The organism is Paenibacillus radicis (ex Xue et al. 2023) (assembly GCF_024722015.1).
In the GTDB taxonomy this organism is placed as follows: Bacteria; Bacillota; Bacilli; order Paenibacillales; family NBRC-103111; genus Paenibacillus_S.
Map to the genome: position 1 here is coordinate 80,068 of NZ_JANQBD010000024.1, position 14,522 is coordinate 94,589.

General features: G+C 42.8%; 11 protein-coding genes. 9 read left to right on the forward strand and 2 right to left on the reverse strand.

The genetic code is table 11. From position 1 onward, the window contains the following. Positions 1 to 310: 310 nt before the first annotated feature. Positions 311 to 556: a hypothetical protein gene (locus NV381_RS28120; RefSeq protein ID WP_258216621.1), complete on the reverse strand. Its 246-nt coding sequence runs from the start codon at positions 554 to 556 to the stop codon at positions 311 to 313. A 244-nt stretch (positions 557 to 800) separates the two neighbouring features. On the opposite strand from NV381_RS28120, the gene NV381_RS28125 reads away from it, so the two are divergent. From NV381_RS28125 to NV381_RS28155, 7 genes are all read left to right on the forward strand, one after another. Next, on the forward strand, positions 801 to 1,274 hold the full coding sequence (locus tag NV381_RS28125; protein WP_258216622.1) for a MarR family transcriptional regulator: 474 nt from the start codon (positions 801 to 803) through the stop codon (positions 1,272 to 1,274). A gap of 155 nt (positions 1,275 to 1,429) precedes the next feature. After that, the gene (locus NV381_RS28130; protein WP_258216623.1) at positions 1,430 to 2,665 is read left to right on the forward strand and encodes an MFS transporter; all 1,236 of its coding nucleotides are present in this window, start codon (positions 1,430 to 1,432) and stop codon (positions 2,663 to 2,665) included. A gap of 99 nt (positions 2,666 to 2,764) precedes the next feature. Continuing rightward, positions 2,765 to 3,442, forward strand: a complete 678-nt coding sequence (locus tag NV381_RS28135; RefSeq protein WP_258216624.1) for a response regulator transcription factor — start codon at positions 2,765 to 2,767, stop codon at positions 3,440 to 3,442. Then, positions 3,439 to 4,830, forward strand: coding sequence for a sensor histidine kinase (locus tag NV381_RS28140; RefSeq protein WP_258216625.1), 1,392 nt, complete (start codon positions 3,439 to 3,441; stop codon positions 4,828 to 4,830). The genes NV381_RS28135 and NV381_RS28140 overlap by 4 nt, the downstream gene beginning before the upstream one ends. 231 nt (positions 4,831 to 5,061) lie before the next feature. After that, complete coding sequence (locus tag NV381_RS28145) at positions 5,062 to 8,157, forward strand: efflux RND transporter permease subunit (RefSeq protein WP_258216626.1); 3,096 nt, start codon at positions 5,062 to 5,064, stop codon at positions 8,155 to 8,157. Between the two features lie 15 nt (positions 8,158 to 8,172). Continuing rightward, entirely contained in the window at positions 8,173 to 9,429 is a 1,257-nt protein-coding gene (locus NV381_RS28150; protein ID WP_258216627.1) for an efflux RND transporter periplasmic adaptor subunit, read from the forward strand. Between the two features lie 35 nt (positions 9,430 to 9,464). Beyond that, positions 9,465 to 11,843 (forward strand): S-layer homology domain-containing protein, encoded by a 2,379-nt coding sequence (locus NV381_RS28155; protein WP_258216628.1) that lies wholly within the window; start codon positions 9,465 to 9,467, stop codon positions 11,841 to 11,843. Between the two features lie 66 nt (positions 11,844 to 11,909). Here the strand turns inward: NV381_RS28155 and NV381_RS28160 are convergent, their stop codons facing one another. Next, positions 11,910 to 12,347, reverse strand: a complete 438-nt coding sequence (locus NV381_RS28160; protein WP_258216629.1) for a DUF6376 family protein — start codon at positions 12,345 to 12,347, stop codon at positions 11,910 to 11,912. 371 nt (positions 12,348 to 12,718) lie between these two features. On the opposite strand from NV381_RS28160, the gene NV381_RS28165 reads away from it, so the two are divergent. Together NV381_RS28165 and NV381_RS28170 are read left to right on the forward strand one after the other, a co-directional pair. Continuing rightward, the gene (locus NV381_RS28165) at positions 12,719 to 13,831 is read left to right on the forward strand and encodes a DegT/DnrJ/EryC1/StrS family aminotransferase (protein ID WP_258216630.1); all 1,113 of its coding nucleotides are present in this window, start codon (positions 12,719 to 12,721) and stop codon (positions 13,829 to 13,831) included. Then, complete coding sequence (locus tag NV381_RS28170; RefSeq protein WP_258216631.1) at positions 13,821 to 14,462, forward strand: acetyltransferase; 642 nt, start codon at positions 13,821 to 13,823, stop codon at positions 14,460 to 14,462. The genes NV381_RS28165 and NV381_RS28170 overlap by 11 nt, the downstream gene beginning before the upstream one ends. Positions 14,463 to 14,522: the final 60 nt, after the last annotated feature.

The window sequence follows — 14,522 nt, forward strand, 5'->3', positions numbered from 1 at the left end:
TACCCTATTTATCCTGCAGGACAAGTTGTCTTTAAGATTGAAATGTTCTTTAATGAAAGAGTTTCTATCAGAAAGCTTTTCGTAGGAATGAGGAATGAGCGAGTAACCTGCGTGCCTTACTTAGAATGAGCTACATTAGAGATTTTAATGCACCCCATGGTCAATGAGGATTTTTAAATGGATAGCGGCGATGAGCCCTGGAGGATTTTGTGCGGAACTGAGAGTTCCTCTATTCCATCTGCCGCCGCCAATCTGAGGCGATAGCGGAAGAGGGAATTCCGTTATGTTGGCCGAATTGGAGCATTTATGCTCAAAACAGAGCAATAACGGAACTGGCAGTTCCGTTATCACTCTGTTTTCTGGACATTTCGGGTGATAAAGGAACAATTACTTCCGCATTGCCCTTCACTTCCGTGGATGCAGTACTGGAATGTTGTTTAAGGTTATGTGCAGGTGATCTCTTCGCATCCCACAGCCATTTCTCCAAAGCGCACAATGTAGATTGTACACCACGGACGCCGTAAAGCATTTTTCTTACCGTATCCAAAAGTTTCAATTGCCAGGCACTCTCTTTTATCTTGTAGTAGAATGGTTTATCGTGCCATGTTGCTTATAATAAATATATCATAGATAATTAACTTAATTCCTTTTTCCGTGCGGGGAATATGTATCCCTTTTTCGCTTCCCGCCTACATTTTTTATTCCTATGAATAGAATGTACCGAGGAACAAGGTCAATTCCATTTTGAAAATAATTATTTTAATAATATTGTTAATGCACCAACGGGTGGGAGGACAACCATGAACAAAAAAGAACAGGTCTTAACAGGTTTCAGGGACTTATATAACAAAATGGTTTGGCTTAATAAGGATAAGATGGAAGACAGTCTTAAGGGTTACATGTCTTCTGAAGTACATTGCATCGAATACATTGAAAAAAATGTGGATTCCAACGTGACAAAACTTGCGGAGTCCTTTTATATGACTCGCGGTGCCATAAGTAAAATGACTAAGAAGCTCATAAAAAAAGGCCTTATCGAAAGCTACCAGAAGTCGGATAACAAGAAAGAAATCTATTTTAGGCTTACTGACCAAGGGAAAGTAATTTATAAAATCCATGAGGACCTGCACAAAGAGTTTCAAGAGCGGGATAAAGCCGTATTTGAGCAGGTAACCGAAGAACAATTTGATAGTATGCTTAGCTTCGTGGAAAAGTATAGCAGACATTTGGATGCAGAAATAAAGAAACGGGATATAGATATTAAGTCGGAATAAATTTTGAATACTGAATATGAAACCACAGGCAGCCCAACTCTATTGAGAATGGGCTGTATTTTTGCTGTTTAATTTGTTGACAAGGAAACAAAATTATAATACGATAAATTTGTTTCCGAGGAATCAATACAGCAACCTTTGAGAGGAGAATTTAAATGTCTATATTTAGATCACATAATGAACAGAATACAGAACAAACCGTAGATAAACATGCTTTATTATTCGGTCTTATTTCTGTGTTTCTTTGCGGAATAGGTTTCAGCATCATAGCACCTGTCGTCCCATTCTTAGTGCAGCCTTATACAAGCAATCCGGGAGAACAAGCTATAGTTGTTACGCTGCTGACGTCTGTTTATGCAGTTTGCGTGTTTTTTGCGGCCCCCGCACTTGGAGCTTTGAGCGACAGATATGGCCGTCGTCCATTGCTCTTAGTATGCCTTTTGGGTTCTGCAATCGGGTACTTAGTTTTTGGCATTGGAGGTGCTCTATGGGTACTTTTTGTTGGGCGCATAATTGAAGGTATAACAGGTGGGAGCATAAGCACTATCTTCGCATATTTTGCAGACATCATTCCTCCAGAACAGAGAACCAAATACTTTGGATGGCTGAGTGCGGTTGTAGGTGTAGGCACCGTCATTGGTCCAACCCTAGGCGGATTACTTGCCAAGTTTGATTATTCTGCACCCATGTATTTTGGAGCATTAATAACTTTATTGAATGTTGTTTATGGATACTTTTTTATGCCTGAGAGCCTTGACAAGAATAATAAACTGAAAGAGATTAGCTTTGTAAGACTGAATCCATTTACACAGCTTGCAAACGTACTTTCCACGAAAAACTTAAAAAGGCTATTTGTCTCAGCGTTTTTACTTTGGATACCCAACGGATCTTTACAGGCAGTTTTTTCACAATTTACAATAGATACTTTCAGTTGGAAGCCTGCACTAATCGGACTTATGTTTTCAATTATGGGCTTCCAAGATATCATTTCACAAGGTTTCATAATGCCAAAGCTGTTGAAAAAACTTAGTGATAAACAGATAGCAATTGTTGGAATGGTTTCGGAGATAATTGGCTACAGTCTTATTGCAGCATCGGCTTTATTCTCATTCTACCCACTTCTTATCGCTGGAATGTTTATATTTGGTTTTGGTGATTCGATCTTTGGGCCTTCATTCAATGGGATGCTCTCCAAGTCTGTCGATTCTAGTGAACAAGGAAGGATTCAAGGAGGCAGCCAGTCTATACAGGCTTTAGCAAGAATGATTGGACCTATCATTGGAGGTCAAATCTATGTATCACTTGGGTCTAGCGCACCCGCTTTTATGGGTATGATCCTTATAGCTGCGGCAATACCAATTTTATATAAGAGAACGCATGTAAATATGTAAATAACAATTCACAGCCGCCGTTTCCTTTTGAGCAGGTTTATTTTTCATGGTTTTTATTATATGGTAATGAGATAGGAACATAGCCAGGAGGGGACAGGGTTGGCCAAAATATTAGTTGTCGATGATGACAATCATATTCGTGAATTAATAAAGATGTATTTACTGCAAGAAGGCTTTGAGGTTTTGGAGGCGACGCACGGCAAGGAAGCGTTGGATATTATGGAAGCTTCGAAGGCAGATATGGTTGTTCTTGACATCATGATGCCGGAAATGGACGGCTGGGATTTATGCGCTGAGCTGCGCAAATATTATTCTGATTTGCCACTGTTGATGGTGACAGCGAAAGGTGAAACGGGTCAGAAGGTAAAAGGTTTCCAACTGGGTACCGATGATTATCTGGTTAAGCCATTCGATCCTATAGAGTTAGTAGTGCGTGTTAAGGCATTATTGAAACGATACCGGATTGAGGCTTCGCAAATTGTACAATGCGGTGCAGTTCAACTGAACCGGAAGCAATTTGAAGTTATTAGTGGGGATGAGCGCATGACGTTGCCATTGAAGGAGTTTGAGCTGTTGTTCAAGCTGGCAAGCCATCCCGGTCATATCTTTACCCGAAATCAGCTTATCGAGCAAATTTGGGGGATGGATTATGGCGGGGATGACCGAACGGTCGATGTCCATATCAAACGCCTCCGTGAACGGTTTCCGGAAGAAACATCAGGCTTCACGATTATAACCATCCGGGGATTGGGTTATAAGCTTGAGGAGAGACTATGATCAAGACACTATATTTCCGTGTAGTGGTAATTTACTTGACTGCCGTAATTATCGGGCTCTTCACTTCTTTTTTCATCACAATCTATATTTTTGGGGAACAGATTTCCAACGAAGTAGAAGAAGATATCATGACTCAAAGCAAGGAAATAGCCCATGTATACAGTCAGTTGAATGTTCAAGAAGCAGACGTATACTTAACAAGCATCAGCGTATTATTGTCCTATCATATCAGCTTATTTGACGGAAAAGGACAGCTCAATCAGTACGGCAAAATGAACGCAAATAACTTCATACCCATTCAGGAGCAGATGGTAAATCAGGTGCACAATGGTCAAAAAATTTTTAGTGGCCAAATCATTCACTCAGATGACGGCTCGAATCGGAAGAAGCTGCTTGTTGGTATCCCCTTTGAAAAAAATAATGAAAAGTACGCATTGTTTATCCAACCATCTGGTATTAGTAAGTGGGAATCCATTATTAGGCGGATGCTTACAACAACCTTAGCTATCGTTCTTCTTGTGGGAAGTGTAATTTTTTTCATCGCGGCTCGTTATCTGGTCAAGCCTTTGAGGGCGATGACAGCAGCGACAAGGCGAATATCGAAAGGTGATTTTAACTTTAATTGGTCGTGGCCAAAGCGCCGTAAGGATGAGCTGGGTGAGCTGGCTCGAAGTTTTGGCGAAATGGCTTCGGAGTTGAAGCAAATCGAGCAAATGCGGCAGGATTTTGTTTCGAATGTCTCGCATGAAATTCAATCCCCATTAACGTCGATTTCAGGTTTTTCCAAGGCATTGCGCAATAAAAGCATTGAGGAGGAGGATCGAAGCCGCTATCTCGAAATTATTCAAACGGAAAGTGAGCGGCTATCCAGGTTAACTGAAAATTTGCTGAAGCTTGCCTCGCTTGAATCCGAGCACCACCCTTTTCATCCCGTAACTTATGATCTGGATGAGCAAATTCGGCAAGTTATAGTAGCTAGCGAACCTCAGTGGTCTGCCAAAAACCTTCAACTTGATCTGGAACTGCCTAGCATTAAAATTTGTTCGGACAAAGATCAGCTGAATCAAGTCTGGACGAATCTGCTGAGTAACAGCATTAAGTTTTCACCTAAGAATGGAACTATCCATATTAAGGCAAGCTTAAAAACGACTAATGAAATCGAAATTACCATTTTGGATGAGGGTATCGGTATTTCGGTGGAGGATCAGGAACGGATTTTTGAACGGTTCTTTAAAGCGGACCGCTCACGCACGATGTCTCAAGGAGGCAGCGGGCTGGGTCTAGCCATAGCTAATAAAATCGTGAGATTGCACCAGGGGTCTATTCAAGTAAAAAGCACCCTGGGCAAAGGAGCTGCGTTCATTGTGACGCTTCCTGGTGTGATGTAATACTCTTAAAATAGAATGAGATTACTTAAATTGTAGAGCCATGGTAAATCCATGGTTCTTTTTAATGTCTTTGCTCTCAGTTCATATTGAGTTCATATTCCCGAATTATAGTTACAGACAGAGATATTTCTGATTAGCGAAATTTTGAAGTATGGTTTTGCTAGAGCAAAGCTTTAGTCAATGCTTACGAAAAAAAGTTTTGCTTAAGCAAAACTCTGAGGAGGGAATCAAATGAACAAGCTAACGAACTTCTCCATGAAAAATATAGCTGCGGTGTTAATTATTATCGCAATGCTTGTCGGTGGAGGTATTTATTCGGCTTCAACGCTGAAAATGGAAAATATGCCGGACATTTCATTCCCGGTTGTATTAGTGTCTACTACTTATCAGGCATCGCCTAAAGATGTCATGACGGAAGTAACCAAGCCCATAGAGGATAAAATTGCGAATATGGAGGGGATCGATAATTTAACCTCCACTTCCAGTGATAATATGTCTACCGTCATAGTCCAGTTCAAGCAGAACGTGGATGTAGACAAGAAAAAGCAGGATATCGAAGGATTGGTGCAGGATGTAAAGCTGCCGGCCTCATCAGGCAGGCCTAAGGCATCCACTTTCGGTTTCGCATCGATTCCGGCTTATTATTTAGCTGTTTATGCGGATAATGGCATGAGTCAGACTGAGCTGGATAAGCTCTATGAGGATCAAATCAAACCGAGCTTAGAAGGGATAAATGGAATTGACCATATCAATTCTATCGGAGCACGGGAAACCTCGCTTGACATAGAAATGAACGCAGACGCGCTGGCGAGCTTTGGTTTGACACCGGCACAAGTAAGCACGGCACTTAAGAGCACCTTGTCTAATGGAGCCATTGGTACGGTCGATTTTAACGGAAACACCAAGGTGGCCCGGGTAACTAGTGATATCGACAGTCTGTTTAATTTGGAGAATATGCAAATTCCCCTTAGTAACGGAAGTATGGTAACCCTTAATCAGGTTGCTAAAGTACAAGCTATAACAGATTCAGAATTTATTGCTCGCCTGGATAATAAACCTGCGCTTGGTATTCATCTATTTAAAACAAGTGATGCCAATGCGGTTGATTTTTCTAACGAAACGGATGCATTGATCAAGAAATGGGAAACAACAATGCCTGACATTACTTTCAAATCGGTATATAACAGCGCGGATCAGGTTAAAGAATCCGTTAATGGGTTGCTGAAGGAAGGAATTATGGGAGCACTGCTTGCTTCCCTAATGATATTGGTATTCCTGCGGAATGTGAGAATGACTTTAATTGTTCTAGTCTCGATCCCGCTATCGATCTTAATTACGCTGCTTGTTATTTCACAGCTGGGAATAACGTTGAACACAATGACGCTGGGCGGTATTTTCATAGCCGTTGGGCGTGTCGTTGATGATAGTATTGTCGTTATTGAGAATATATATGCTTCTTTGCAGAAAGCTCAGGAGCGTAATGAATCAGTAATCAAGCTGGCAACAAAGCAAGTGTCTATGGCGATCACTTCTTCGACGCTTGCTACTGTAGGGGTTTTTGCTCCAATCGGAATGGTCAGCGGCATTGTAGGGGAGCTGTTCCGTCCGTTTGCAATTACTGTTGCCTGCGCATTGATGGCTTCCTTGCTGGTAGCACTAACCGTCATTCCTATGATGGCTAAGCTGTTAGTTCTCCGGAATGGGAAAATACCTCATCATGATGAGACGCAGAAAGGCAAAGTTACCGTTTTTTACGAAAAGGTGTTGAAATGGAGCCTGTCCCACCGCATCAAAACATTGCTTATTTCAGGATTGCTCTTTGTAGTATCGCTGGCAGCCATCATTCCGAACTTGGCCGTAAGCTTCATTCCAGGCAGCACGAGCGAACGTCAAATGTATTTTGAGGTTAAGCTTCCTTATGAGACATCGATAGAATCAACAGATCAAATTTCCAAGCAATTGGAAGCGATGCTGCAAGAAGCGAAGGACAAAGATGGTCAGCCATTGTTTACTTTCGTAGAAGCCCTTGTTGGCTATAACGGAAAAGATGAGCAGGTTGCTTATGTTTCTGAAATTTTCACTGAGGTGAATGAGAAAGCAAATCCGGATCAGGTGAAAAAGGACTATAAGGAATTCATCTTATATGAACTTCCTAAAGGCTCTGAAGTTACACCTAAAACATTGGCAGGTGGAGGCGGCGGTATTTCATCAACGGACTTCTCCTATTCACTTAAAGGAGATAATCAATTGCTGCTGGAGCAAGCATCGGTTGCTGTGAAGCAGAAGCTTCAAGATTTTCCGGAGCTGAGCGAGGTCGAAGACTCCCTAAGTGATTCGAAGACTCAAGTCCAGATTAATGTTGATCAAAGTAAAGCAAGAACGCTTGGTTTGACGGTTTCACAGGTTAAGGATGCAGCGCGCAGCTGGATTATGAAGGATCAGCTTGGTGATATCCAATTTGACAATCAAACTTATACCACAACGATTCAACTGTCCAAAGAAGATAAAAACTCAATGGATAAAATAGGTCAAATTCCATTGCGAACCTCTTCCAACTCAACGGTTTATTTAAATGAGGTTGCGAAAATAGAAGAGGTAGAAGCTCCTGTAGCTTTGCAAAGAGAAAATAAAGAACAAGTCGTGAAAATTACGGCCAAAATTGATTCAGTCAATAAATCAGCGATAAGCAACAAGGTCTCTGCCGAGTTAGGCAAGCTTGAATTGCCGGATGGCGTATCGCGCGAGGTTAAGGGTGTGAGCGCAGATATTAATGAAAGCTTCACACAGTTATTTGTAGCAATGGCTGCGGCAATCTTTGTCGTATATCTCGTAATGGTTCTTGCCTTTGGTAATGCCGGAGCGCCGTTTGCTATATTATTCTCACTGCCTCTAGCGGCAATTGGCGGATTGCTTGGACTATTTATTAGCGGACAATCACTTGACGTCACTTCAATGATAGGATTTATGATGCTGATCGGGATCGTTGTCACCAACGCTATTGTATTGATTGACCGCGCTCAGCAGCTTCGTGAAGAAGGTTATACAGTGCGGCATGCATTAGTGGAAGCAGGATTAGTCCGGTTGAGACCGATTATTATGACAGCTGGAGCAACGATTGTAGCCATGCTGCCGTTAGCACTTGGATTTTCCAAAGGAACATTGATTTCCAAAGGTCTCGCAGTAGTTGTAATTGGTGGTTTGACAACCTCCACGATTTTGACATTAATTGTTGTACCTGTTGTTTACGAGCTTATTGAGGTATTGAAGGGCCGTGTTAGTCAAAGATTTAACCGCAAGTCTAAAGCCGAGAAATCAATTGAAGTGTAAAGGAGAGAACATGCGATGAAGAAAAGTAAAGCAAACAATAAATTAATGCACGGCGCTCGGACAGCGGGCCTTCTTATTCTCATAGCGGTTGTGGCAGCAGGTTGTGGAGCAGCACCAGGAGCGGAGCAATCCGCTGCTGCACAGCTGCAGAATAAACCGATCAAGGTTGCCAAGATCAGCTCGCAGAGCATGGGGTCTCCCAAGGAGCAAGTCGCTGATGTATTGGCTGTTAACCAGGTTGATGTCATGCCTAAGGCAGATGGTCAAGTGGTTGAGGTATTGAAAAGGAAAGGCGACTTGGTACAAAAAGGGGATGTCATTCTTCGCATAGATACTAAGGATATTGCTCTGCAAATGGAAAAAAGCCAATCCTCCCTGAACAGCGCCCAGCAGGCTCTTGCGAAATCGGCAGAGGATTTGAGCAACAGTAAAACCGAGATGAGAAATTCGGTTGCCAAATCACAAAGCCAGCTGGATACTACCGAGAAGGATTATAACAAAATGCATAATGACTATGATGCAGGTCTTGCAACCAAAAAACAGCTTGATCAGGCAGAGACTCAACTGAATAATGCCCGTCGAGATTTGGAGCTGGTGCAGGATAAATTGAATTCATTGGAAAGCACCAATGCTCTTTCCAGTCAGCAATCACAAGTGGATTCAGCCCGAATCGCGGTGCAGGATGCCGGAAATACCCTTGACAATTATGCGGTAAAGTCGACTATTGACGGTGTGCTATCTGATATGACAGCAGAGGTTGGAATGACTATTTCCCGCAGCAGCAAGGTTGGTCAGGTTCAGCAGACGGATAAGCTTAAAATTAAAGCAGAGCTGACTGAATCAGCTGCTAAGCTGGCAAGAAACAAACCGGAGCTGGTATTCTACTCTGCAAATAATCCGTCTCAAAAGCAGAAAGCTAAGGTTACCTATTTGGCGGATATGATGAATGCACAGACGAAGATGTATCCGATAGAACTGGAGGTAACCAATACAGATCCTTCTATCAAGCCGGGCTCCCGTGTGCAGCTTCAGTTAACTAGCGAGCAAGAAGAGATGGCGCTTGCTGTTCCAAGCCTGAGCATAGTAAGAGAAGGCAGTGATACATTCGTGTATATACTGAAGTCCGATACAGTAGAGAAACGTAAAGTTAAGCTGGGTAGGGTTAAGGAAGCCAATCAAGAAATCCTCGAGGGTGTTAAAGCGGATGAGCAGGTCGTTATATCGGGACAGCATCAGTTGAAGGATGGTCAAAAAGTGGAAGTCGCAAAGTGACCTTGTTTGATTAAATAGTTGGGAGGAATTCTATAATGAAAAAGAGTCTATCTATCCTATTATCTGCATCTATAGCGTTCTCCATGCTGTCATCCTTCGCTTACGGTGCTGGTAAGTCATCTGCTGATTTTACTGATCTGCAAAATTTGGATGCCGCATCGAAAATCAAATTCGATGCTTTGATTTCAGCGGGCATATTCGATGGAGTTGGCGACAGCACCTTTGGTTTGAAGGATAAAATGAACCGCGCTCAGTTCGCCAAGGCTGCAGCCTTGATCTTCGGATTGCCAGTGGATGCGTCTGTAAAGATCTCCAGCTTCAGCGACGTGCTTGCGGACGATCCTGCCAACGGATATGCGTTGCCCTACATTGAAGCACTTAAAAAGGCTAATCTCACTGAAGGCTTCGGAGCAGATTCGTACAATCCTGCCGGAGAAGTGACTAAAGAGCAGCTTGCTGCTTTCCTGATCCGCGGATTGAATAAGGAAGCTGAAGCTAAAGCCATTCAGGGCGTAAATGACGATACAGTTTCTGGCTGGGCAACAGGTTATGCCGCTCTTGCTATCCAATTAAAGCTTATGGATAAAGCCGTTGACGGTACGTTTGGAGGCACTTCAGCAGCAACCCGTGAGCTGCTGGTCACCTCCTCATACGAAGCGAAGCAGCAGTATATTCCGGCATCCGGAGATAATAAGGGTGGAGATACAGCAGGAGGCGTATCCGGCGAAGGACAGCTACTGGCCGTTGATATGCCCAGCTATTATTTGACAGAGAACACTCAGGCGCAAGTTAAAGGCGTATTGCAGGAAAAAACGGCAAATGGCTGGCAACTGGGAGCATCTATTAAGCTTACCAATACTTCAAGCTCAACAGTTCGTATACCTGATTATGAGCTTCGGGTAAAAGCCTCGGACGGTACGGTTTATACGCTTAAAGCAAGCTCAGACAAACCTGTCTCTATTGCTCCCCAAAGCGTTGTGGAATTGAGCTATATGACGCAAGTTGATAAAAATACAGACTTCCAATTGACCAACCTGCTATGGGTTCATGTCGATGATGAAGTGTATCCTAAGCTGGAGACGGTACTGGCCGATGCTCCAATTGATTCGATAGTGTGGCATGGTGCTGATGCTGCCATCCAAGAGCCGTCCTTAATGGGGAATTGGGGTGCTGCATTCACGATTCCGGGAGAAACCTCCGCTTTGCAATATGCAGCAACAAACGTAACCAAACAGTTTACCGGGCAAGCTCCGACCTATATCATACAGCTAAGAGTGAAAAACACGGGTAAAAATGCAGCAGCCGTGCCTGATTTTACTTTGAGCGGTAAGGCGGAAGGGCGTTCATTTGTTGGGAAAAGAATTGAGCAGGCCTCTATTAAGCTGAATGCTGGAGAGCAAAAATATATTAATTATGCCATTACAACAGACTCGGATGCTCAATTGACCGCTTTTTATGTTCTTTCCGCCCATTCATTTTTACAGCAAGGAATGAATGCCCCGATTCAGTTCTATACAGGCAGGATTGGAGTAAAGCTTCCTGGTCCTGGGCAGACGGGAGCAGGTATGCCGCAATATGAAATTGGCAAGCCTATCGCTATAGATTCATTAAGCAAAACTGTGAATCCGCAAATGGAGGTAGCTCTGCAGGATTTCGGTTGGTTTGAAAATGACGGACAAAGCTATAAAACAGCCGTAGCGAAGATCAAATTCACCAACAAAAGCAGCAGTACGATTCCAGTGCCGGTTTTGGGAGCAGATATTGTATCCAGTAACGGGACTGTCTATGACGGAACAAACATTGCAAGCACGGTAAAAGATGTTCTTCCTGGCATGGGTGCAGTAGGTACGTACACGTTCATCGTTCCTAAAACTGAGGAAGCTAATCAGTTCACCTTCCGTTTAATGGAGCAGCAAGGCCAGCAAGTTCAACAACAAGGGCAAGCGGCGTCTGAACAAGCACAAACACAGCAATCCTATAAAATGCCGATAGCCCAAGTCAATGTAACGATAAAAACATTGAATCAGGCAGGTAATGTATATTCGTTCTATCCTTACGAGCTGCAAATGGATAGCTTTAATATTACCAACTTTGCAGCAAAAAATGGGGTAACCAATTCCTATGGGTACAGCTATAAGCTGGAGATGGGTCTAAACATCAAAACAACGGATGCAGTGTTAGCTGATCCGTCTAATCCGAAGCTATTATTCCAGCTGGAAGGTCCAGATGGCAAGCTTTTGGGCTCCAAAACGTATTCTCTTGGGGGAGATACCCGTCTAATGAGCGGTAACCAGTCCGTTATGTTCGATAATGCGGCAGATACACTGGAATCTCCGGTTACGGCCAAAGTTTACGAGATTGTTAGCACGCCAAATGGAGACGCAAGACGTTTATTAGGAACATTAAAAGATTAATAGCCAATCACCATTGAATATTCGAAACGCCTCAGGGGTACTTATCCCTGAGGCGTTTCATTATGATTACAATCCTAGATCTTTAATTCGATTGAGTAAGCTCGTTATATCATTAATTGTAGTGATTATTTGTGAGTTTTGGAGTTTATCAAGTGTTAGATGACCATTTTCCACCGCTTTATTTATCTCTTGTAATAATACTTTATTTTTGTCAACCAATTGTTGATGAATATCTTTTGCAATGGAAGGGGCATTTATCAGATTAAATTGTTCCAGTTCTTTTTTTATTCGGTTTAATTGCTTTTCCAGTTCCTGTTTAGCTTCTGGATTCAAGGCAGCATCTTTAATCATTTGTGGCGCTTGTTCTGCAAATTTACTCAATTTATTTATGTGTTCCGTAGCTTGATTTACATAGTCTAATGAGTTACTCGCGCCCTCAATTAAAGAACATGCACTTAACATCGTGGAAGAAATAATTAAAAATAGTAACATCCATTTTCTCATATTATTATCACTTCCTTTTCAGTTATTTTCCTACAGAAATAAATTTTTGTTATTGTTTTATTACGTATTTCTAGAAAAAAAGGTTTCAAATAGTACATCTGCTGAGTCCTCTAGGTTTTTTATTCATATACTGATTCCATGTAAAAATATTACAGTTGAAGCTGTATGCAATTATTCAGCAAGCCCATGGGGAGTGACAGTTGTGGATGATCAACACAAAAACTTTAAGGATATTCATTGGGATCCTACCTGTTATTTGTGGAATGAGCCTGGGGATTGGAATCGAATAAAGAGGATAATTGCTGTAGGTGTTCTTACTGCGAGACATCCTGAACCTTTAACCAAGCATAATAAAGCAGGTGGGAACATTCATGTTTGAGATCCCCTTTCTTAAGCCTAAGCTGGTTGTAAAAGAAGATTATATGGGCTATTTGAAACAGATTGATGATTCAAGATCCTACACTAATTATGGTGCCTTGAATACATGGTTTGAGCAGCGTCTTATTCAAGAGCTTTTTGAAGGTCAAGGCAGCGCAGTAACTGTCAATAACGCAACAACAGGACTTATATTGGCTATTACCCAAATAAAGCGCCCTGGTAAATACGCTTTAATGCCCAGCTTTACTTTCGCCGCAACTCCACTTGCTGCCATGTGGTGTGGCTTGGAGCCTTATTTTATAGATGTATGCGAAAAGGATTGGTGCATGAACGAAGAGCTGCTTGAGAAAGAAATCACTCGACTGGGAGATGGAGTCGCAGTGGTCATCCCCTATGCCGCATTCGGAACCAACCTGGATATCAGCTATTATCAAGCCCTGCAAGATCGTGGTATCCCCGTAGTCATCGATGCTGCGGCAAGTGTGGGGTCTAGGCTGACTACCCACTTTGGTCAAGGATTTACAGGCGCAGTTGTTTTTAGCTTCCATGCAACGAAGGGCTTTGGTATTGGTGAGGGCGGGCTTATTTACAGCAGCGATAAAGAGATGATCAACAGAATACGACAAGCATCAAACTTCGGCTTCAGTGAAGAACGGGAATCCAAACAAATGGGTATCAACGGTAAATTGTCGGAATACGCAGCTGCCATCGGACTCGCTACTCTCGACGTGTTCGAACTGAAGAAGCAAAAGCGTGAGCAGGTTTTTGAATGGTACATGGAAGGGCTAGAGCATCTAGGACTGCTGGAGCAAGGATGGCGGCTGCAAGAAGTAAGAGGGAGTGTTGCGTATTCTTTCCTCTCTTTGTTATGTCCTGAGCAGTTCATCAACTCCTATTTCGTTCAAAAGCTAGCCGCACAGGGGGTTCAAACTCGTACTTATTTTGCCCCGTCCTGCCATGAACAGACCCTATTCAAGTCTTACAATCGAACATCTCTTCATGTAACAGAACAAATCTGCAGGCGAATCATCAATTTGCCGTTATGGGAAGACATGAACCAGGGCCATGTGCAAAAAATTGTGCGAGGGCTAATATATGAAGGATAACCAGCTTGTCATCTGGGGATGCGGAGGGATGGGCAGGGAGGTTAACCATCTATGTGAGCTGCTTGGATATGAAGTAGTAGGCTTTCTCGATGAGAGGTTGGACATGCGCGGCCAAATAGTTGATGACATACCGGTGCTAGGTGATTTGCCGGATATTATGCATCTGCGGGATCAATTAAAGGTCGTTTGTGCTGGTGTCGGGAGTCCTCAATTAAAGAAAAGGCTTGTTCAGAAAACGAGAGATTACGGTTTTTCTTTAGCAGAAACCATTGTGCATCCAGCAGTACAGCTTTCCAGAAAAATACACTTGGGTATCGGGTCCATCCTATGTGCAGGTACCATCTTAACGATCAATGTCCACATTGGTCATTTTGTTATCGTTAACAGCGGTGTAACCTTAGCCCATGATGTCAAAATTTGCGATTACGCTACGATTTCTCCGGGAGTTCATATAAGTGGAAATGTCACAGTGGAGGAAGGCGCTTTTATTGGTACGGGATCAGCTCTGCGCGAGAAAATTACGATAGGTCCTTGGTCGATGATAGGCGGAGGAGCATTTGTAAAAGATGATGTGCCTGGGGGAGTCTTATATGCCGGGGTTCCTGCGGTGTTCAAAAAAAAATTGATTTAGTTGGAGGCAGTCATCTAATCGGTGCTTCACAGTAATGGGAATTGAGTATCCATTACTGCA

Bases quoted from the DNA above. Each gene is read 5' to 3' on its own strand.
- NV381_RS28125 (WP_258216622.1), top strand. From the start codon at position 801: ATGAACAAAAAAGAACAGGTCTTAACAGGTTTCAGGGACTTATATAAC.
- NV381_RS28130 (WP_258216623.1), top strand. From the start codon at position 1,430: ATGTCTATATTTAGATCACATAATGAACAGAATACAGAACAAACCGTA.
- NV381_RS28140 (WP_258216625.1), top strand. From the start codon at position 3,439: ATGATCAAGACACTATATTTCCGTGTAGTGGTAATTTACTTGACTGCC.
- NV381_RS28145 (WP_258216626.1), top strand. From the start codon at position 5,062: ATGAACAAGCTAACGAACTTCTCCATGAAAAATATAGCTGCGGTGTTA.
- NV381_RS28150 (WP_258216627.1), top strand. From the start codon at position 8,173: ATGAAGAAAAGTAAAGCAAACAATAAATTAATGCACGGCGCTCGGACA.
- NV381_RS28155 (WP_258216628.1), top strand. From the start codon at position 9,465: ATGAAAAAGAGTCTATCTATCCTATTATCTGCATCTATAGCGTTCTCC.
- NV381_RS28160 (WP_258216629.1), bottom strand. From the start codon at position 12,347: ATGAGAAAATGGATGTTACTATTTTTAATTATTTCTTCCACGATGTTA.
- NV381_RS28165 (WP_258216630.1), top strand. From the start codon at position 12,719: ATGTTTGAGATCCCCTTTCTTAAGCCTAAGCTGGTTGTAAAAGAAGAT.
- NV381_RS28170 (WP_258216631.1), top strand. From the start codon at position 13,821: ATGAAGGATAACCAGCTTGTCATCTGGGGATGCGGAGGGATGGGCAGG.